Annotated in this window: 19 protein-coding genes; 12 read left to right on the forward strand and 7 right to left on the reverse strand. The window is 73.2% G+C overall.

All coding sequences use genetic code 11. The features are described 5' to 3' along the window. Positions 1 to 13: 13 nt before the first annotated feature. Complete coding sequence (locus ACFQ46_RS09685; RefSeq protein ID WP_380259307.1) at positions 14 to 1,327, reverse strand: dihydrolipoyl dehydrogenase family protein; 1,314 nt, start codon at positions 1,325 to 1,327, stop codon at positions 14 to 16. Positions 1,328 to 1,409: 82 nt separating this feature from the next. Between ACFQ46_RS09685 and ACFQ46_RS09690 the strand changes: the two genes are divergently transcribed. The 4 genes from ACFQ46_RS09690 to ACFQ46_RS09705 are packed head-to-tail and all read left to right on the forward strand — an operon-like array spanning position 1,410 to position 4,903. Further along, a complete protein-coding gene (locus tag ACFQ46_RS09690) occupies positions 1,410 to 2,357 on the forward strand; it encodes an ABC transporter ATP-binding protein (RefSeq protein ID WP_380259308.1) in 948 nt (315 codons plus the stop codon). Continuing rightward, positions 2,350 to 3,234, forward strand: a complete 885-nt coding sequence (locus ACFQ46_RS09695) for a hypothetical protein (RefSeq protein ID WP_380259309.1) — start codon at positions 2,350 to 2,352, stop codon at positions 3,232 to 3,234. The genes ACFQ46_RS09690 and ACFQ46_RS09695 overlap by 8 nt, the downstream gene beginning before the upstream one ends. After that, positions 3,231 to 4,169 (forward strand): ABC transporter ATP-binding protein, encoded by a 939-nt coding sequence (locus ACFQ46_RS09700; RefSeq protein ID WP_380259310.1) that lies wholly within the window; start codon positions 3,231 to 3,233, stop codon positions 4,167 to 4,169. The genes ACFQ46_RS09695 and ACFQ46_RS09700 overlap by 4 nt, the downstream gene beginning before the upstream one ends. After that, positions 4,166 to 4,903 carry an ABC transporter permease subunit gene (locus ACFQ46_RS09705; RefSeq protein WP_380259311.1) on the forward strand — a complete coding sequence of 246 codons (738 nt, stop codon included), beginning with the start codon at positions 4,166 to 4,168 and terminating at the stop codon, positions 4,901 to 4,903. Before ACFQ46_RS09700 ends, ACFQ46_RS09705 begins: the two co-directional genes overlap by 4 nt. A gap of 2 nt (positions 4,904 to 4,905) precedes the next feature. Here ACFQ46_RS09705 and ACFQ46_RS09710 read toward each other — a convergent pair whose 3' ends face one another. Next, positions 4,906 to 5,370, reverse strand: coding sequence for a hypothetical protein (locus ACFQ46_RS09710; RefSeq protein WP_380259312.1), 465 nt, complete (start codon positions 5,368 to 5,370; stop codon positions 4,906 to 4,908). Positions 5,371 to 5,501: 131 nt separating this feature from the next. Here ACFQ46_RS09710 and ACFQ46_RS09715 point away from each other — a divergent pair, with 131 nt between their 5' ends. Together ACFQ46_RS09715 and ACFQ46_RS09720 are read left to right on the forward strand one after the other, a co-directional pair. Beyond that, the gene (locus tag ACFQ46_RS09715; RefSeq protein ID WP_380259313.1) at positions 5,502 to 6,683 is read left to right on the forward strand and encodes a sensor histidine kinase; all 1,182 of its coding nucleotides are present in this window, start codon (positions 5,502 to 5,504) and stop codon (positions 6,681 to 6,683) included. Between the two features lie 25 nt (positions 6,684 to 6,708). Further along, a complete protein-coding gene (locus tag ACFQ46_RS09720; RefSeq protein ID WP_380259314.1) occupies positions 6,709 to 7,356 on the forward strand; it encodes a response regulator in 648 nt (215 codons plus the stop codon). 2 nt (positions 7,357 to 7,358) lie between these two features. Here ACFQ46_RS09720 and ACFQ46_RS09725 read toward each other — a convergent pair whose 3' ends face one another. The 5 genes from ACFQ46_RS09725 to ACFQ46_RS09745 all read right to left on the reverse strand — a co-directional run bounded on the left by ACFQ46_RS09725 (position 7,359) and on the right by ACFQ46_RS09745 (position 12,879). Further along, positions 7,359 to 7,616 (reverse strand): hypothetical protein, encoded by a 258-nt coding sequence (locus ACFQ46_RS09725; RefSeq protein WP_380259315.1) that lies wholly within the window; start codon positions 7,614 to 7,616, stop codon positions 7,359 to 7,361. 93 nt (positions 7,617 to 7,709) lie between these two features. Beyond that, a complete protein-coding gene (galK, locus tag ACFQ46_RS09730) occupies positions 7,710 to 8,930 on the reverse strand; it encodes a galactokinase (RefSeq protein ID WP_380259316.1) in 1,221 nt (406 codons plus the stop codon). Continuing rightward, positions 8,927 to 10,027 (reverse strand): galactose-1-phosphate uridylyltransferase, encoded by a 1,101-nt coding sequence (gene galT / locus ACFQ46_RS09735; RefSeq protein ID WP_380259473.1) that lies wholly within the window; start codon positions 10,025 to 10,027, stop codon positions 8,927 to 8,929. Before galT ends, galK begins: the two co-directional genes overlap by 4 nt. Before the next feature lie 29 nt (positions 10,028 to 10,056). Then, the gene (locus ACFQ46_RS09740) at positions 10,057 to 10,845 is read right to left on the reverse strand and encodes a DeoR/GlpR family DNA-binding transcription regulator (RefSeq protein WP_380259317.1); all 789 of its coding nucleotides are present in this window, start codon (positions 10,843 to 10,845) and stop codon (positions 10,057 to 10,059) included. Then, positions 10,846 to 12,879 carry a beta-galactosidase gene (locus ACFQ46_RS09745; protein WP_380259318.1) on the reverse strand — a complete coding sequence of 678 codons (2,034 nt, stop codon included), beginning with the start codon at positions 12,877 to 12,879 and terminating at the stop codon, positions 10,846 to 10,848. Positions 12,880 to 13,015: 136 nt separating this feature from the next. Between ACFQ46_RS09745 and trpS the strand changes: the two genes are divergently transcribed. The 6 genes from trpS to ACFQ46_RS09775 all read left to right on the forward strand — a co-directional run bounded on the left by trpS (position 13,016) and on the right by ACFQ46_RS09775 (position 18,555). Next, a complete protein-coding gene (gene trpS / locus ACFQ46_RS09750) occupies positions 13,016 to 14,029 on the forward strand; it encodes a tryptophan--tRNA ligase (RefSeq protein ID WP_380259474.1) in 1,014 nt (337 codons plus the stop codon). A gap of 38 nt (positions 14,030 to 14,067) precedes the next feature. Beyond that, positions 14,068 to 14,580 carry a 2'-5' RNA ligase family protein gene (locus ACFQ46_RS09755; RefSeq protein ID WP_380259319.1) on the forward strand — a complete coding sequence of 171 codons (513 nt, stop codon included), beginning with the start codon at positions 14,068 to 14,070 and terminating at the stop codon, positions 14,578 to 14,580. 140 nt (positions 14,581 to 14,720) lie between these two features. Next, complete coding sequence (locus ACFQ46_RS09760) at positions 14,721 to 15,806, forward strand: YihY/virulence factor BrkB family protein (protein ID WP_380259320.1); 1,086 nt, start codon at positions 14,721 to 14,723, stop codon at positions 15,804 to 15,806. A gap of 20 nt (positions 15,807 to 15,826) precedes the next feature. Then, positions 15,827 to 16,069, forward strand: coding sequence for an SCO4848 family membrane protein (locus ACFQ46_RS09765; protein WP_380259321.1), 243 nt, complete (start codon positions 15,827 to 15,829; stop codon positions 16,067 to 16,069). A 14-nt stretch (positions 16,070 to 16,083) separates the two neighbouring features. Beyond that, entirely contained in the window at positions 16,084 to 17,100 is a 1,017-nt protein-coding gene (locus tag ACFQ46_RS09770) for a LacI family DNA-binding transcriptional regulator (RefSeq protein ID WP_380259322.1), read from the forward strand. A 147-nt stretch (positions 17,101 to 17,247) separates the two neighbouring features. After that, positions 17,248 to 18,555, forward strand: a complete 1,308-nt coding sequence (locus tag ACFQ46_RS09775; RefSeq protein ID WP_380259323.1) for an extracellular solute-binding protein — start codon at positions 17,248 to 17,250, stop codon at positions 18,553 to 18,555. The last annotated feature ends 61 nt before the right edge of the window (positions 18,556 to 18,616 follow it).

An 18,616-nucleotide genomic window follows, 5' to 3' on the forward strand; every position in this document is an offset into this window, starting at 1 on the left:
TCCCCGCGCCGGTTCAGCCCTGCAGTTCCTCCAGCGCCGGGAAGATCGCCTCCGACCAGGTCGGGAACGCCCGGACGTGGTGGGCGAGGAGGTCGACGGTGAGCCGGGCCCGGACGGCGAGGGAGAGTTCCGCACCCCACGAGTCGGCGTCCGGGCCGACGCAGGCCGCCCCCACGAGGACACCGTCGCGGGCGAAGAGCTCGACCCCACCGGTGACCTGGCGGGGGCGGGAGAGTTCGACGAGGGCGGAGCGTTCGACGTCGCGCAGCGGGAACCGGGCCGAACGGACCCCCTCCCCGCCCGAGGTGTCCCCGGTGCAGAACACGGTCGGGTCGGTGTAGACGGCGCGGGGGACCGCGGAGTAGTCCGCGTCGCGCCCGCGGCCGAGCACCTCGCCCACGACCGTGCGGGCCTGGTGGTTCGCGGTGTGCGTGTAGTCCGAGATGCCGGTGACGTCGCCGACGGCGAACAGACCCTCGACGACCGTCCCGGACGCGTCGACCACCCGGCACCGGGCATTCGTGCGCACGTGCCCCGAGTCGCTCAGCCACTCCTCGTCCAGGCCGAGACCCTCGGTGACCGGTGCGCGGCCGGTCGCGACCAGCAGGCGGTCGAACGGGATCAGCGCCCCGGACTCCAGCCGCAGCCGCCAGCCGTCGTGCTGCTCCACCGCGGTGGCCGGGTCGCCGCGGCGCACGTCCACCCCGTCGGCGGCGAGGGCGTCGGCGAGCACGTCACCGACCCACGCCGGTTCGCGCGAGAGCAGGTGCGGTCCGCGCTGCACGAGGGTGACCTCGCTGCCGACCCCGCGGTAGGCCTGCGCGAGTTCGCAGGCGACCGGCCCGCCGCCGAGCACCACGAGGCGCTCGGGCAGGTCCGCCGCGCTCAGCGCCTCCTCGGAGGTCCACGTCGGGGCCCCGGCGAGACCGGGGAGCGGCGGCAGCACGGCGGAACTCCCGGTCGCGACGACGACCACCCCCGCCTCGACCGCGCGGTCGTCCAGCTCGACCCGTCCCGGACCGAGCGAGCGCGCGTACCCCCGCACCACCTCGACGCCGTCGGCCTCCAGTTCCGCCGCCGCGGCGGTGTCGTCCCGTTGGGACGCGGCTTCGTCCCGCACGGCCCGGGCGGCGGTCCACGACAGGGCGGCGCGGGCCGACAGCAGCAGCGACTTCGCCGGGACGCAGGCGACGTAGGGGCAGAAACCGCCGATGAACCCCCCGTCGACCAGGACGACCCGTCGCCCCGCCTGCGCCAGTTGCTGGGCGACCATCTTCCCGCCCGACCCGGAACCGACGACGCAGACGTCCGCTTTGCTGGTGAACACCTCGTGATGGTTCCCGAAGGATTGACGCGCCGCGCGTCGAAGGAGGGACGCACGGCGTGGCTGTGAGTGCTCTGATGGGCGCGTGAGTGATCAGGGTTCACCGGGACTGGAGTGCCTCGACGTCGGCAAGCGGTTCGGCACCGTCCAGGCCCTCGACGGTCTGACGATGTCGCTGACCGCGGGGGCCACCGGGTTGCTGGGCGCCAACGGGGCCGGGAAGTCGACGCTGCTGCGCACCGCCCTCGGGCTGACGCGCCCGGACACGGGGACGGTGCGGGTGCTGGGCCTCGACGCGGTCCGCCAGCGCGACGAGGTCCGCCGCCGGGTGGGGTTCATGCCCGAGCACCCCTGCCTGCCGGCCGACATGTCCGCCCAGGACGTCTGCGTCCAGCTCGCCCGGATGCGGGGTCTGGGTCGTCGGGACGCGGTCCGCCGCACCAGCGAGGTCCTCTTCGCGGTGGGGTTGGAGGAGGAACGCCGTCGTCCGGTCGGTTCGTACTCCCTCGGCATGCAGCAGCGCACGAAACTCGCCCAGGCCCTCGTCCACGGACCCGACCTCGTCCTGCTCGACGAACCCACCTCCGGCCTCGACCCGGCCGGTCGCGAGGAGATGCTCGCCATCGTGCGCCGGTTGTCGCTCGAACTCGGCATCCGGGTCATCGCCAGCTCGCACGTCCTCGACGACATCGAACGGACCTGCGACGAGGTCGTGGTGCTGCGCTCGGGAACCCTGGCCGCGCAACGGCTCGTCGTCGTCGGGCACGACCCGTCGGGCGCGGTGGAACTGCGGGTGAGCGGTGACGTCGGCGCGTTCGCCGCGGCCCTGGAACCCCGGGTCGCGCAGCACGGGGTGCGACTGGCCCCCACCACGACAGGAGACATCGGCATGAGTTCCAGCCCGGACGCGGCCCTGGACCAGGTGCGGGACCTCGCCGCGGAACTCGGGGTGGGCGTGGAACGGCTGGTGCCCGCCTCGCGGGGTCTCGAGGACCTCGTCGTCGACGCGATGGGCGGGGGACCCCGTGGCTGAACCGCGTGCCGTCGTCGACGAGACACCACGTGCCGTCCTGCACGACATCAGGTATTCGCGGTACTCCGGAGCCCTGAAGCCCCGCAGCTCCGCGGTGGGGAGTTTCGTGGCGAGCGGGATCCGCCGTCCGCTCGGGTTGCGGCGCAGTGCGAGTGCGAAGATCTGGCCGTTCCTGCTGCTGGCCGTGGCCTACCTGCCGGCGCTGGCCGTCGTCGCCGTCCCGTTGCTCGTCCCGGCCGTCAACGTGCAGCCCACCGACCTCATCGGCTACCCGCAACTGCTGACGACGAACTCGGTCGTGCTGCTGGCCTTCGTGGCGACGTCGATCCCCTCGATGCTGACCCGCGACCGGCGCGACCGGGTGCTGTCGTTGTACTTCGCCACCGCGTTCTCGTGGTTCGAGTACGTCGTGGGGGTGTTCCTCGCCGCGCTCTTCCTCCTGGTGCTCATCGTGCTGGGACCGATGCTCGTGCTCTTCGTCGGGTCCATCGCCACCGCGGACGCCCCCGGTGCCTGGTTCACCGACCACGTCGCCGACCTGCCCCGGATCGTCGGAGCCGGTCTCCTGGTGGCGTTGTTCCACACCAGCCTGGGGCTGGCCATCGGGTCGCTCACCTCCCGTCGCGTGTTCGCCGTCGGTGGGTACCTCGCGGTGGTGCTCGTCGGTCCCGCGTTGACGGGGGTCGTGGCGACCGTGACCGGCGAGGAGTGGCCGTTCTCGTTGGACCCCTCCAGCGGCCCGATCCGGTTGGCGACCACCTTCATCGGCGGTGGGCTGGGGGACCCGGGCGTCCTGGCCTGGGTCGTCTGGTTCGTCGTCGTGGTCGGTGGGCTGTCCGTCCTCGCCGGCCGCTACGCACGGGGGAGCGACGCGTGAGCGCCATCGAGTTCGACGGGGTCAGCAAGTGGTTCGGCGACACCGTGGCCCTCTCCGACGTCACCGTGCACATCGACGCGGGCGTCACGGGGCTGCTCGGGCACAACGGGGCCGGCAAGTCGACCGCGCTGCAGGTGCTGGCCGGGGGGACCCGGCCGAGCCAGGGGACCGTGCGGGTCCTCGGCCGCGACCCGCACCGTGATCCCGAGGTCCACCGCGGGCTGGGGATCGTCGCCGACGGCGAGGCCACCTGGGCCCACGCCAGCGCCCGCACCCAGGTCGAGTTCCTCGCCCGGCAGCGCGGGGTGGGGAACCCCCGCTCCGCCACGCAGGACGTCCTGCACCGCGTCGGGTTGACCGAGGCCGCGGACCGGCGGGTCGGGGGGTTCTCCAAGGGGATGCGCCAGCGCGTGAAGCTCGCCCAGGCGCTCGTGCACGACCCGCAGGTGCTGCTGCTCGACGAACCGCTGAACGGCCTGGACCCGGCGCAGCGCCGGGCCGACGTCGACCTCCTCGCGGCGCTCGGCGCCGAGGGGCGGACGGTGCTGGTGAGTTCGCACGTCCTCTCCGAGGTCGAACGGATGGCGCACCGCGTGCTGGTCGTCGTCAACGGCCGGCTCGTCGCCGAGGGGGAACCCGCGGGGATCCGGGAACTGCTCGTCGACCGGCCGCGCACGGTCCGCCTCGAGGGGGACCGCGTGCTGGAGCTCGCGGGGATGCTGCTCGCGGCGGGTCTGGTGGAGTCGGTGCGCCGGGAGGGCGCCGGTCGCACCGGGGTCCTCGTCGAGGCGCCGCGGGCGGTGGCGCTGGCCGAGGCGGTACCGCGTCTCGCCCGGGAGTCGGGCACGACGTTGCGTCGGGTCGAAGGGGTCGGAGAGGACCTGGAGAGCGTGTTCGCGCACCTGGTGCGGGCCGCGAGGGGAGCGGGACGATGAACTTCTCGACCAGTCTCTACGGGTTCTCCCTGCGGGGGATCCTCTTCCGCGGCCGGACCGCGGGGTTCGCCTCGCTGCCGCTGGTGGTGGCGGTCGTGGCGTTCGTCGTCATCGGCATCACCAGCGTCCCGTCCCGCTACGGCGTGCAGAACACCTTCACCGGGAACCTGCTCACCGGTCTGGTGGTGCCGATCGTGGCGCTGGTGCTGGCGATCGGTGCCTTCGGCGACGAACGGGACGGGCGCACGCTCCCGCTGCTGCGGGCGATCGCCCGTCCGCGGTGGCAGATCGTCCTGGCCCGGTTCGCGGCCGCGTGGACCTCGACCGTCGTGGTCTGCCTGCCGGCGGTGATCGCCTGCGTCGTGCTGGGGATCTCGGTGAACCAGCCCGTCGGGCGCGTCCTCGGCGGGGTCCTGCTGGCGACGGTCCTGACGTCCGCCGCCTACTGCGGGGTCTTCGTGCTGCTGTCGCTGCTGACCCGGCGCGGGTTGCTCGCGGGGCTGGCCTACGTCGTGCTCTGGGAGACGTTCCTGGCCGGTCTGGCCCCCGCCCTGCGGGGGTTGTCCATCGGGTCCTACGGACGCCGGGTGGCCTCGCTGGCCATCCCCGGTGACGTGCCCCTGGGTACCGTCGCCTCCGGTGGGGTGACGGCCTCGGCGCTGGTGCTGGCGGGGATCGCCGTCGTCGCGGTGGCCCTCGCGGGCTGGCGGTTGCAGAAGATGGACGTCGGCTGACGTCAGCGCAGCGCGAGGGCGGGACGGCCGGTGCGGTGGGCCACGACGGCCGACTCGGCGAGCAGGCTGAGGCCGAGGGCGAAGAGCACCGACCGCCCGACGGTCGTCGAGGTCACCCCGAGGGCCACGGCGCCGGCGTCGACCCCCAGACGGACGACGATCAGCGCGGCCAGCAGACCGAAGCAGGCGGGGCCCCAGCTGGTGAACAGCCGGCCGCCCTGCTCGGAGAGGCGCACGACCGCTCCGCGGGCTGCGCCGAGCCCGAGGGCGAGGACGGCCGTCAGCAGCAGGAACGCGATCCCCGCTGCGTCGAGGGTGGTGCCGCGCAGGAGGAACAGCCCGACGGCGCTGAGGATCAGCGGTCGGCGCAGCGCCTCCTCGGCGACCGGGCGCGGACGGGCCCGCCGGGCGACGACCAGGACGACGACGGCGAGGGACACGAGGACGGTGAGGACCGTGGTGGGCATGTCCTCCACGGTGCTCGGCGGAGACCCGTGACGGATCGGCCCGGGAGTCGAGCCGGGGTGGAGATCCGGGTGGAGACCGGGTGGAGGACGGGCTGACGACGAGTTCCACTGCGGGGCCTAGGGTCGCGGGCATGGCTGGTCTGCGAGCGGTGTGGAGGCGCACCACCGTCCCCCTGCGGACCGTGGAACTCCTGCTCGTCCTGGCTCTGCTCGTGGCGTTCCCGAGCACGGACTGGACCTTCTCGGGCGACGTCGTCACCGCCCTGGTGCTCACCTCGCTGGCGTGGATCGCGTGGATGGTCGTCGAGCCGCTGTCGATGCGCGGCACCACCGGGCTCGCGGGTCGCCAGGCCGTGGTCGTGGCCGTCCTGCTCGCGGTCATCGCGGCCGCGGCGGGCTACGCCGCGGCGCGCACCGAGGCCGGCTGGATCTTCGCGCTGGCCGCCATCGCGGGTCTCGCCGCGGGGCGCGACACCGGGGTGGGCGGCGCGGTCGCGGCGTTCCTGGCCGGGACGGCGGGCATCCAGTTCGGGTTGCTCGCGGGCGGGGGTTTCCCGCTCTCGGCCGTGCTCGGCTACCCGGCCGGTCTGCTGTCGGCGGTCCTCGGCGGGGTGATCCGGGCCGGCCGTCGCGACCAGGAGGAGCAGACCCGGCACCTGCTGCGCACCTCCGAGCAGGCGCGCAGCGAACAGGCCCGGGCGGCGGCGCTGGCCGAGCGGGCCCGCATCGCCCGCGAGGTCCACGACGTCCTCGCGCACTCCCTGGGCGGGCTCGCGATCCAGCTGGAGGTCGCCGACGCCCTGCTCTCCGGGGACCTCGACGCGGCGACCCGGGACGCTGCGCTGCACCGGGTCCGGACCGCGCACCAGCTCGCGACGCGGGGACTGCAGGAGACCCGCGAGGCCGTGCACGCGTTGCGCGTCGACTCCCCGCCGCTGCCGGACTCGCTGGCGACCCTGGCCGCCGGGGCGCGCGAGAACGGCAGCGAGGTGACGCTGGACGTGCAGGGCCGCCCCCGACCGCTGGGGGCGGGGGAGGTGGCTCTGCTGCGGACGGCGCAGGAGGCCCTGGTCAACGCCGCGAAGCACGCGCCGGGGTCCCCGGTGGTGCTGGACCTCGACTACGGCGAGGAGGACACCACGCTGCGCATCACCGATCGCGGTGCGCTGGACCCCGACGCGCGCCGACCGGGCAGCGTCGACGGGGGTTTCGGCCTGGCCGGTCTGCGCGAGCGTCTCGAACTCACCGGCGGGTCGCTGGCCGCGGGACCGCACGAGCGCGGGTGGCGGGTCACGGCCCGGGTGCCGCAGTGAGGCGGATGGTGAGGAGGATGTTCGGGTGAGCTCCCCCCTGCGTGTGGTCGTCGCCGACGACCAGACCATCGTCCGCGACGGCCTCGTCGCCCTGCTGGACCTGATGCCGGACCTCGAGGTCGTGGCGACCGCCTCCGACGGGGCCCAGGCCGTCGAGCGGGCGCGGGAGCACGCCCCCGACGTGGTCCTGATGGACCTCGGGATGCCGAACGTCGACGGGGTCGAGGCGACCCGGCGGATCGTCGCCGCCCAGCCCGACGTGGCCGTCGTCGTGCTGACGACCTACGTCGACGACGCGTCGATCCTCCGTGCGCTGCAGGCGGGGGCGCGCGGCTACCTCACCAAGAGCGCCGGCCGCGCGGACATCGCCCGGGCCCTGCACGCGGCGGCCGCGAACCAGGTCGTGCTGGACGCCGACGTCCAGGCGCGGTTGCTCTCCGCGGCGGGGAACCCGGCCCCGAGCGCGCCGGCGGAACTACCGGACGGGCTGACCGAGCGCGAGGCCGACGTGCTGCGCCTCATCGCCAAGGGGTTGTCCAACCACGACATCGCCCGGGAACTCGTCGTGTCGGTGGCGACGGTCAAGACCCACGTGAACCACCTCTTCGCCAAGACCGGGTCGCGCGACCGCGCGCAGGCCGTCGCCTACGCGCACCGCACCGGGCTGGTCTGAGGTCAGGCCTCCGGCTGCCAGGTCCGGGTGGGGCCTGCGGCGACCTCGTGGACGAACCGCCCGGTGGCCGAGAGGTCGGGGGTCAGGACGAGGCGCCAGGCCGCCGGGTCGACCGGCGCCGAACCGGGGTCGATGCCGTTGGTCAGCAGCCAGTGCCGGGACCGGGCCTGCTCACTCCGCCACGCACGGCGGTTGAGCCACCACGACACCCACAGCACCCCGCCCGCGGCGAGTCCGCTCAGCAGCAACCAGAACAGCACCCGCACAGCTTGGCCGTCGCACCGTCGCCGTGGGTGAACGCGGTGTGAACACCGCCCCGCCCGCGGAAGGAACTCCTTCCGCGGGCCAGGGGGTCAGAGGTCGCGACCGGCGCCTTCGGAGGGGAGCGCGGTGAGGAACCGGGGGGCGCGCAGACCCTGCTCGGCGAACGCGGCGGCCACGGCCTCCGCGACGGCCTGCACGCGCCCGGCCGCGACGAGCGCGATCGCGGACCCGCCGAAACCGCCGCCGGTCATGCGGGCGCCGAGGGCGCCGTGGGCGCGGGCGACGTCGACGGTGAGGTCGAGTTCGCGGCAGGAGACCTCGTAGTCGTCGCGCAGGGAGTCGTGCGACGCGTTCAGCAGGTCACCGATCTCGCCGGCCCGCCCCTCGTGCAGGAGTTCCGCCGTGCGGCGCACCCGGTCGATCTCGGTGACGGCGTGCTTCACCCGGCGGCGCAGCACGTCACCGTCAGGTTCGGAGCCGACGCGCTCGAGCGCGGCGCCCAGCTCGGCGGGGTCGACCTCGCGCAGCGTGGGGACGCCGAGGAGTTCCGCCGCGTGCTCGACGTTGGCGCGGCGCTTGCCGTACTCACCGCCCGCGTGGGAGTGCTCGGCGCGGGTGTCGACGACGAGCAGCGCGAGCCCCGCCCCGGCGAGGTCGAGGGCGACCTGGGAGACGGTGTCGTCGCGGGTGTCGAGCAGGATCGCGCCGCCCTCGTGGCAGCGCAGCGACGCGGCCTGGTCCATCCCGCCGGTGTTCGCGCCGGCCACGACGTTCTCGGCCAGCATGCAGGCGCCGGCCAGTGCGGCCCGTCCCGCGTCGTCCAGCGGGGCCCCGATCAGGTCCCCGAGCGCCACCGCGACGGCGCACTCCAGCGCGGCCGAGGACGACAACCCCGAACCGTAGGGGACGTGGCCGTCGACCAGGGCGTCGAAACCCCCGGTCAGCAGGTCCCCGGCGAACTCCTTCTGCGCCAGCGCCCACGGGACCCCGGCGACGTAGGCCGCCCAGCCCTGCGGGGACCCGGCGCCGACCTCGGCGAGCGGGAGCTCGACGACGGTGTCCTCCTGCCGGGAACGCAGCCGGACGACGCCGTCGGTCCGCGGACGCAGCGCGACGAAGGTGCGGTGCGGCAGGGCCAGCGGCAGGCACAGACCACCGGTGTAGTCGACGTGCTCGCCGATGAGGTTCACCCGGCCCGGGGCGGACCAGACGCCCTCGGGCTCCTCGCCGAAGACGTCGCGGAACTCCTTGGCCAGGGCGGTCGCCGTGCTCGGGCGGTCGGCGGCGTCGAAGAACTCAGGGGTGCTCATCGGGAAACCTCACGGAGTCGGGCCGCCACCTTCTCGGGCGTCGTGTCGTTGATCCAGGCCGCCATCGCCGATTCGGACCCGGCGAGGAACTTCACCTTCGAGGGGCCGCGCAGCACGCTGAAGACCTGCAGGTGCAGGCGCATCTCGTCGCGCCCCTCGCTCGCGGGAGCCTGGTACCAGCCCGCGATGTAGGGCAGCGGGTGGTCGTCGGGGTAGTAGCGGTCGAGCCGACCCAGCAGGTCGAGGTACGCGGCGACCAGGTCGTCGCGTTCCTCCTCGGTCAGGGCCGGGAGGTCGGGGACGTCGCGGTGCGGTGCGAGGTGGACCTCGACGGGCCAGCGGGCCGCGGCGGGGACGTAGGCGGTGAAGTGCTCGGTCTCGAACACGACCCGCGACCCGGCGCGACGTTCGGCGTCGAGGACGTCGCGGAACAGGTTGCCGCCGGTGGCCGCGCGGTGCTCGCGGGCCCGGCGCAGCATGGTCTCCATCTTCGGCGCCAGGTAGGGGTAGCCGTAGATCTGACCGTGCGGGTGCGGCAGCGTGACGCCGATCTCCTCGCCGCGGTTCTCGAAGACGAACACCTGCTCGACGCCCTCGGTCGCGTTGAGGGCCTCGGTGCGGTCGATCCACGCCTCGAGGACCGTGCGCGCCCGGCGCGGGTCGAGGGTGCCGAACGAGCCGTGGGTGTCGGAGCTGAAGCAGACGACCTCGCAGCGTCCGGCCGCCGGACGGGTCGGCCACAGGGCCTCCCCGTCGAGGAACCCGCTCTCGCCGCCGATCCGGTTGGAGAACGACGGGAACCGGTTCTCGAAGGCGACGACGTCGTAGCTGGAGTCGGCGATCTCGGTGGGGAAACCACCGGGCACGGTGGGGGCCAACGGGTCCTGGTCCGGCGGGGGCATGAGGGTGCGGTCGTTGCGGTGGGAGGCCATCGCGATCCAGTCACCCGTCAGGGGGTCGAAACGCACCTGGGAACCGCCGCGCACGGTCTCCTCGGCGGGGGGCAGGGGCCGGTGGTCGACGGCGTCGCGCACCCGTTCCCCCGACAACCACGGTTCGGTGTCGTCGAAGTAGATGAGTTCGCGTCCGTCGGCCATCGTGGTCGACGTCTTGCGGAACGGGTGGCTCACTGGTCCTCCTCCTGGGGGATGCCGGCGATCACGAGTTCGCCGACGAGTTCTGAGATGACGGGACGGGCCGAGGGGTCCAGGGTGTCGTCGGTGACGAGGACGTCGACCGCGGAGAGCGCGGCGAACGACGTCAGACCGACGACCCCCCACTTCGAGGCGTCGGCGACGACCACCACCCGTGCGGCGCAGTCCATCAGCGCCCGGTTGGTGTCGGCCTCGGTCAGGTTCGGGGTGCTCAGGCCGGCCGCGGCGTCGAGGCCGTGCACCCCCAGGAACAGCACGTCGACGTGCAACCCGCGCAGACCCGCGCGGGCGACGGGGCCGACGAGCGCGTCGGAGGGGGTGCGGGTGCCGCCGGACAGGATGACCGTGCGGGAGTGGTCGGCCGGGTCGTGCAGCAGGTCGGCCACCCGCGGGGAGTTCGTCACGACGGTGAGGTCGGAGACGTCACGCAGTTCGCGGGCGACCTCGGCCGTCGTCGTCCCCGCCGACAGCCCCACCGAGGCGCCGTCGGGCACGAGGTCGGCGGCGGCCCGGGCGATGGCCCGCTTCGCGTCCGGCCGCAGGTTCGACTTGGCCGCGAAACCCGGTTCCTCGCTGGTCCGGCCGATCGCGGCGGCGCCGCCGTGCACGCGGGCGACGAGCCCGCGCCGCGACAGCTCCCCGATGTCGCGGCGCACCGTCATCTCCGAGACGCCGAGGCGTTCGACGAGGTCCGCCACCCGGACGCCGCCGTGGGTGCGGACGGCGTCGAGGATGAGTTCCTGGCGCTGGTGGGCGAGCACTCAGTCCTCCCGCGCGGTTTCCCGGACCACGGCGCTCTGGCCGGGTTCGAGGTGCAGGACCTCGACCTCGACCTCGCCGACGAGGTCGAAACCCCGGACGGCGACCGTCGCGTCCTCCTCGCCGTGGTTCAGCGCGAACAACCAGCTGCCGTCCGCGGAGGACCGGCGGACGACGTCGACGGGCCCGCTGGCCTCGGCGACGGGCGTGACCCCGGCCGCGGTGCAGACGGTCCGCAGCAGCCCGGCGAGGGCTTCGTCGTCGAGGGAGGTGCCCAGGTACCAGGCGTGCGCGCCCGAGGGCAGGTCGCGACGGGTCAGGGCGGGGCAACCCGCGGCGGCGCCGTCGGCGTAGCGGACCAGGACCTCGGTGTCGTCGTGCGCGCTCGCGATCTCGGCCCAGACGTCACCGACGGTGCCGTCGTCGAGTTCACCGGCGACCCCGTCGGAGAGCGGGTGGAACTCCTCGACCCGGACGCCGAGCAGGTCCCGGAACGCCCCGGGGTAGCCACCGAGGCGGACCCGGACGGAGTCGTCGACGATCCCGGAGAAGTAGGTGACCAGGACGTGGGTCCCGGACTCCGCGGCCGCGGTCACGGCGGCCGCCGTGGTGTCGTCGCACAGGTAGAGCGTGGGGACGACGAGGACCCGGTAGCCCGAGAGCACCGCGGCGAGGTCGTCGGGGTGCGCGGTCACGGGGACGACGTCGGCCCCCGTGTGGGCCGCCCGGAGCAACCCGTGGACCCGCAGGGCGAGGTCCGCGTGCCCGACCCGCTGCGAGGGCAGGGTCGGCGACTCCATGGCCCAGGCGTTCTGCCAGTCGACGAGGATCGCCACGTCGTTGGTCACGGTGGAGTCGCGCAGTTCCCCGAGCCGGCCCAGGACGGCACCGAGCTCGACGACCTCGCGGAACCGTTCGCTGTCCTCGCCCGCGTGCGGGACGAGGGCCGAGTGCCACTGCTCGGCCCCGCCCGCGGACTGGCGCCACTGGAAGAAGCAGATCCCGTCCGCACCGCGGGCGACGTGGGACAGGCTGTCCTGCAGCATCTCCCCGGCGGCCTTGGCGACGTTCACCGGCTGCCAGTTCACGGCCGAGGTCGAGTGCTCCATGAGCAGCCACGGGTTCCCCGACGCCGCGCCGCGGGTCAGGTCGGCGGCGTAGGCGAGTTCCCCGCGCGGGTCGTCGTAGGCGCCGTGGACCAGGTAGTGGTCGTTGGAGACGACGTCCTGCTCGCGCGCCCAGCGCCCGTAGTCCAGCGGGTTGAGCTGGGAACCGACCATGAAGTTGGTCGTGACGGGGACGTCCGGCGTGATCTGGCGCAGGACCTCCTTCTCGGCGAGGTGCTGGCCGAGGAGTTCGTCGGAGCAGAACCGGGCGAAGTCCAGGGCCTGGGCCGGGTTGGGGAAGGAGGAGGTGTGCGCGGGGACCTGGACCTGATCGAGGGAGGTGTAGTGCTGGCTCCAGAACGCCGTCGCCCAGGCCGCGTTCAGCGCGGCGACGTCGGCGTAGCGGGTGGCGAGCCAGCCCCGGAACGCCGTCGCGCTGACGGCGCAGTAGCACCGGGCGTTGTGGCAGCCGAGTTCGTTGCTGACGTGCCACAACCGCAGCGCCGGGTGCTCGCCGTAGCGCTCGGCCAGCGCCCGCACCAGCTTCAGCGACCGTTCGCGGTAGACCGGCGAGCTGGGGCACCAGCTCTGCCGGCTGCCGAAGGTGACGCGACGGCCGTCGGCGTCCACCGGGAGCACCTCGGGGTGCTGCTGGGTCAGCCAGGCCGGGGGAGAGGCCGTGGCGGTCGCCAGGGAGACGCCGATCCCGCCGGCGTGCAGGTCGTCGAGGACGTCGTCGAACCAGTCGAAGTCGAAGCGGTCCGGTTCGGGCTCGAGCAGGCCCCAGGAGAAGATGCCGACCGAGACGAGGTTCACCCCGGCCTCCCGCATGAGCCGCACGTCCTCGGCGCGGACCTCGGCGGGCCACTGCTCGGGGTTGTAGTCGGACCCGAACACCAGCCCGGACGGTCCCTCGCTCCATCGCTTCACCCGCCGAGGATGCCCGCCCGCTCGACCCCGGGTCAACCAGAACCGCACACAACCGCACACGAGCCTCCGTGTGGGGGACGGGGGTGGGGGGGACGGGGCGGCACCCGGCGGCTGGCAGGATGGAGTCATGTCCGTCATGGCAGGTACGCGCCCGCGACTGCTGTCGGGGATGCAGCCGACCTCAGGGTCGCTCCACCTCGGCAACTACCTCGGTGCCCTCAAGCAGTGGGTGGCCCTGCAGGAGACCCACGACGCGCTCTACTGCGTCGTCGACCTGCACGCCCTCACCGTCGGGCCGGACCCGGCCGCGCTGCGCGAGCGGACCCGCTGGACGGCCGCCCAGTACATCGCCGCGGGCGTCGACCCCGAACGCTCGGCCCTCTTCGTCCAGAGCCACGTCCCCGCCCACGCCCAGCTCGCCTGGGTGCTGTCGTGCATCACCGGTTTCGGCGAGGCCGGGCGGATGACGCAGTTCAAGGACAAGTCGGCCAAGCAGGGCTCCGACAGCACCACCGTCGGGCTGTTCACCTACCCGGTCCTCATGGCCGCGGACATCCTGCTCTACCAGGCCGCGGAGGTCCCCGTCGGTGAGGACCAGCGCCAGCACCTGGAGCTGACCCGCAACCTGGCCCAGCGCTTCAACTCCCGCTTCGGCGAGACGTTCACCGTGCCGGAACCCTTCATCCCGAAGGAGACCGCGAAGATCTTCGACCTGCAGGAACCCGGCGCGAAGATGAGCAAGTCCTCGTCCTCGCCCAACGGGATCGTCGACGTCATGGACGACCCCAAGGTCACCGCGAAGAAGATCCGCTCCGCCGTCACCGACACCGGCCGCGAGGTCCTCTTCGACCCCGTCGAGAAGGCCGGCGTCTCCAACCTGCTCTCGATCCACTCCGCCCTGTCCGGGAAGTCGATCCCCGAGCTCGAGGCCGACTTCGCCGGCCGCGGCTACGGCGACCTCAAGAAGGAGCTGGCCGAGGTCGTCACCGACGTGCTGGGCCCGGTCCGGACCCGCGCGCAGGAGCTCATGGCCGACGCCGGCGCCCTCGACGAACTGCTCGCCTCCGGCGCTGCGCGCGCGAACGAGATCGCCGAGGACACGCTGGCCACGGTCTACGACCGGGTCGGCCTGGTGGGTCGGCGCCGGTGAGCGGATCAGCACGGGACGACGCAGCGCAGCGTGGTGACGTGGCGACCATCGGGGTCTCGATCCCCGTCCCCGCACCGCACGCCGCCGAGCTGACGGCCTGGCGGGAGAAGTTCGGGGACCCCCTCGCGCACGCCATCCCGCCGCACATCACGCTGCTGCCGCCCTTCGAGCTCTCCTGCACCGACCTCGACGCCGCCCGCGACCACCTCGCGTCGACCGCCGCCACCGGCGCCCCCTTCGAGGTGCACCTGCGGGGCACCGCGACCTTCCGCCCCGTCTCGCCCGTCGTCTTCGTCCAGCTCGCCCGCGGCATCTCCGAGTGCGAACTGCTCCAGGCCGCGATCCGCACCGGCCCGCTGCGCCACGAGATCGCCTTCCCCTTCCACCCTCACGTCACCGTCGCCCACGACGTCGAGGAGTCCTCCCTCGACCGCGCCGAACTCGTGCTGCGCGACTGGGAGGCGACCTTCACCGTGAAGGGGTTCAGCCTCTACGAGCACGGCGCCGACGGCGTCTGGCGCCCGCGCGAGGACTTCACCTTCCCGCAGTAGGGCCCTTCCGCTGCGACTCGTGTTGCGCGAGCGGGTGGTGACCACCACCGTGAGGGGGTTCAGCCTCCCCGAGGACGGCGCCGGTGGCGTGCGGCCGCTGCGGGAGGACGTCACGTCCCAGCAGTGAGGGGTCCCTCCCGGTGAGCGGCGCTGTCGATCAGGCCAAGAGCGCGGTCAGCACCGTCCAGCGGTCGCTGCCGGCGCGGGTCTACAAGAAGTACGGCGACGCCCGGGGGAACGTGCTGGCGGGCGGGATCGCGTACTTCGCGTTCTTCTCCATCTTCCCGGCGCTCGCGGTCGCGCTGACGGTCATCGGGCTCGTGATGACCGGGGTGCCGGAGTTCCGGGACTTCATCACCTCGAACCTCGTGAGCGGGCTCGACAGCTACCTCCCGGGGCTCATCCACACCGGGACCGCCGAGGCCGCCGCGGCGACGCCGGGCGGGGCCAAGGGCATCTACATCGACGACTACCTCTCCGGCAGTGCCCTGACCTGGGGTCTGGTCATCTCGACCGTGACGGCCCTCTTCACCGGTCTCGGCTGGATCGACGGCATGCGCCAGGGGGTCCGGGCCATCTACGGCGAGGACTCCGGCGGAGGCAACTTCCTGATCGTGAAGTTGCGCGACCTCGGGGGCATGGTCGTCATCGGGTTCGGCGTCCTGCTCTCCGTCGTCTCCGTCGTCGGCACGAACGGCGCGGGCGGGGTGCTCCTCGACGCGTTCGGTTTCGAACCCTCGACGTGGTCGCGCTGGCTGCTTGCGATCGTGGGTTTCGTGGTCTCCCTCGCGATCGACACCCTGACCTTCCTCGCGGTGTTCCGGATCCTGCCCGGGGCGAACCTCCCCCTGCGTGACCTGGTGCAGGGCGCGGTGATCGGCGGGGTCGGGATCGGTCTGCTCAAGCAGTTCGGGACGGCCATCGCGGGACGCAGCGCTTCCGGTAACGCGTTCCTCGGGGCGGCCGCGACGTTCGTCGTGCTGCTCGTCCTCATGCAGCTGATCGCCCGGGTCGTCCTGCTCGCCGCGGCCTGGGCCGCGACCGTGGCCGAGGACAAGGGTTCCCTGCACCCGGACCTGATGGCGCAGGCGCGTCTGCAGGTCCCGCTCGGCCCGGAGGCACCGGAGGCACCGGCCGGCCACAAGGGCCGGATGCCCTTCGTCTCCGGTCTCGTCGTCGGGGCGATCGGGGCCACCGCCCTCAAGGTCGTGCGCCGGGGGCGCTGACCGGGTGGGATGATCGGGACGTGGTCCTGTCCAAGCGTTCCAGCTGGTTCCTCGTCCTCTTCGGCGTCTGGAGCTGGATCATCTGGCCCACGTTCCTCAAGAACATCTGGGCGGACCCGCGGTCCTTCGACGACGGTGCCCAGCCGTTCTTCCTCGTCCACCTGGTGCTCGTCGTGGTGAGCCTGGTGCTGGGCACGGCCATCGGTGCGCTGGGCGTCCGGGGCCTGCGAGGATCGGCCCGCCCCGTCCGCGCGGACCGCTGACCCCTGGAGGAGCCGTGCCGAGCCCGAGCGCCCCGACCCTGGACTCCGTCGCCGCGCGTGCGGGCGTCTCGCGGGCGACCGCCGGGCGGGTGCTGGCGGGCTACGCCCGGGTCAGCGACGCGGCGCGCGAGGCCGTCCTGCGCGCGGCGTCGGAGCTGTCCTACGTGCCCAACCAGGCGGCGCGGTCGCTGGTGACCCGGCGCAGCGGGTCGGTGGCCCTGGTCGTCGTCGAGCCCGTCGAGCGGTTCTTCGCCGACTCCTACTTCCCCCTCGTGCTCAGCGGGGCCCAGGCCCAGCTCGCCGAGCGCGAGGTGCAGCTCGTCCTGGTGGTGCTCTCGACCCAGCGCGAGCGCGAACGCTTCGAGCGCTACGCCCGTGGCGGCCACGTCGACGGGGCGATCCTCGTCTCGGTGCACGGGCCGGACCCGCTGCCGCAGCACCTGCGCGACGCCGGCATCCCGGTGGTGATGTCCGGGCGCCCCTACGACGAGACGTCCACCGTGCCGTTCGTCTCGGCCGACAACGTCGCCGGGGCCCGGTCGGCGACCCGCCACCTGATCGAGCGCGGCTGCCGACGGATCGTGACGGTCGCGGGCCCGATGGACATGCGGGTGGGTCAGGAACGGCTGGAGGGTTTCCGGGCGGAGCTGCGCGCCCAGCGACGCCGCTTCAGCGCCGGGCTGGCCGCGGTGGGGGACTTCACCGTGGAGGGCGGTCGCGCCGCGACGGAGGGGCTGCTCGCCCGCTGGCCCGACCTCGACGGCGTGTTCGCGGCCAACGACCTCATGGCCGCGGGTGTCCTGCAGGCGCTGGCGGCGGCGGACCGCGCGGTTCCGGGGCAGGTGCGCGTCGTCGGGTTCGACGACGCCCCCCTGGCGGCCGCGGCGACACCGCCGCTGACGACGGTCCGTCAGCCGGTGGTGGAGATGGGGCGCGAACTGGCCCGGATGCTGCTGGCCCTCGTCGACGGCGAGCCCGAGGTCGGGGACGTCATCGCCCCGACGGAACTCGTCGAACGCGCCACGTCCTGAGGCGTTGACACCGGGTACCTCCTGGGTACAACCTGTGGGGACCCCTGAGAGCGCTCTCACGGATTCCCGGCTCACCTTTGAGAGCGCTCTCACGGACCCGCGATCACCGTCGATCCGCCGACCCGGCGAGGCCCGAGGAGTTCCCCCATGTCCACTGTCCGCGCGAAGACCCTCGCCGCCCTGGCGACGACCATCACCGGTGCCCTGCTGGTCACCTCCTGCAGCACCGCCCAGTCCGGTTCCGGTGACCAGGCCGCCGCCGACGGGGGGAAGGCCGTCACCGTCAGCCTCTTCGGGACCTTCGGCTACGAGGAGGCGGGGCTCTTCGACGAGTACGAGAAGCTCAACCCCGGCGTCACGATCCAGTACGAGTCCACCCAGGGCGAGAACAACTACTGGCCCGCCCTGCAGACCAAGCTCGCCTCCGGCAACGGCGCCGCCGACGTCCAGGGCATCGAGGTCGGTCGCATCGCCGACGTCGTCGCCAACCAGGGCGACAAGTGGACCGACCTCACCTCCACCCCGGCGGGGGAGCAGATCCCCAACTACCTGGACTGGAAGTCGGCCGCGGCCACCACGAAGGACGGGAAGGTCCTCGCCCTCGGCACCGACATCGGCCCGATGGGCCTGTGCTACCGCAGCGACCTGCTGGGGCAGGCCGGCCTGCCGACCGACCCCGCGCAGCTCGCCGCCCGGATGGGCAGCTGGGACGACTACCTGGCCCTGGGTCGGGAGTTCAAGGGCAAGGCGCCCGCGGGAACCGCCTGGATGGACTCCGCGGGCGGGTTCTACAACGCGATCGTCTCCACCGAGCAGGAGATCTACTACGACGGTTCCGGGAAACTCGTCTGGGACAGCAACCCCGCGGTCAAGAAGGCCTTCGACACCGCCGCCACCGCCGCCGACGAGGACCTGACGGCGAAGCTGGAGCAGTTCGAGGACCCGGCCTGGGACAAGGGTTTCGGCGGCGGCGCGTTCGCCACCATCGCCTGCCCCGCCTGGATGGTCGGCTACATCAAGGGCAAGGCCGGCGACGCCGGTTCCGGCAAGTGGAACATCACCTCCCTGCCCGGCGGGGCCGGCGGGAACTGGGGTGGTTCCTACCTGGGCATCCCCAAGTCCGCCAAGCACCCCGAGGAGGCGGCCAAGCTCGTCAAGTGGCTGACCGACCCCGAGCAGCAGGCCAAGGTGTTCGAGGTCGGCGGGAACTTCCCGTCCAACACCGGTGCCATCGACCTCGTCGCGGACACCACCGACGACTACTTCCAGGGTGCCCCGATCGGACAGATCTTCTCCGGTGCGGCCAAGGCCGCCCCCACCCAGGTCCTCGGTGAGGAGGACGCCGTCGTGAAGTCCTCCCTCGTGCAGTCGCTGCTGTCGGTGGAGACCAACGGCGTCAGCCCGGCCGACGCCTGGAACGCCGCCTCGAAGGACCTCGCGAACCAGATCAGCTGAGACCGACCGGGGCGGCCGCCACCCGCGGCCGCCCCGGACCGCCCCGACCTCGCGAGGAGAA

This window comes from Kineococcus sp. GCM10028916 (assembly GCF_042674865.1).
Lineage (GTDB): Bacteria > Actinomycetota > Actinomycetes > Actinomycetales > Kineococcaceae > Kineococcus.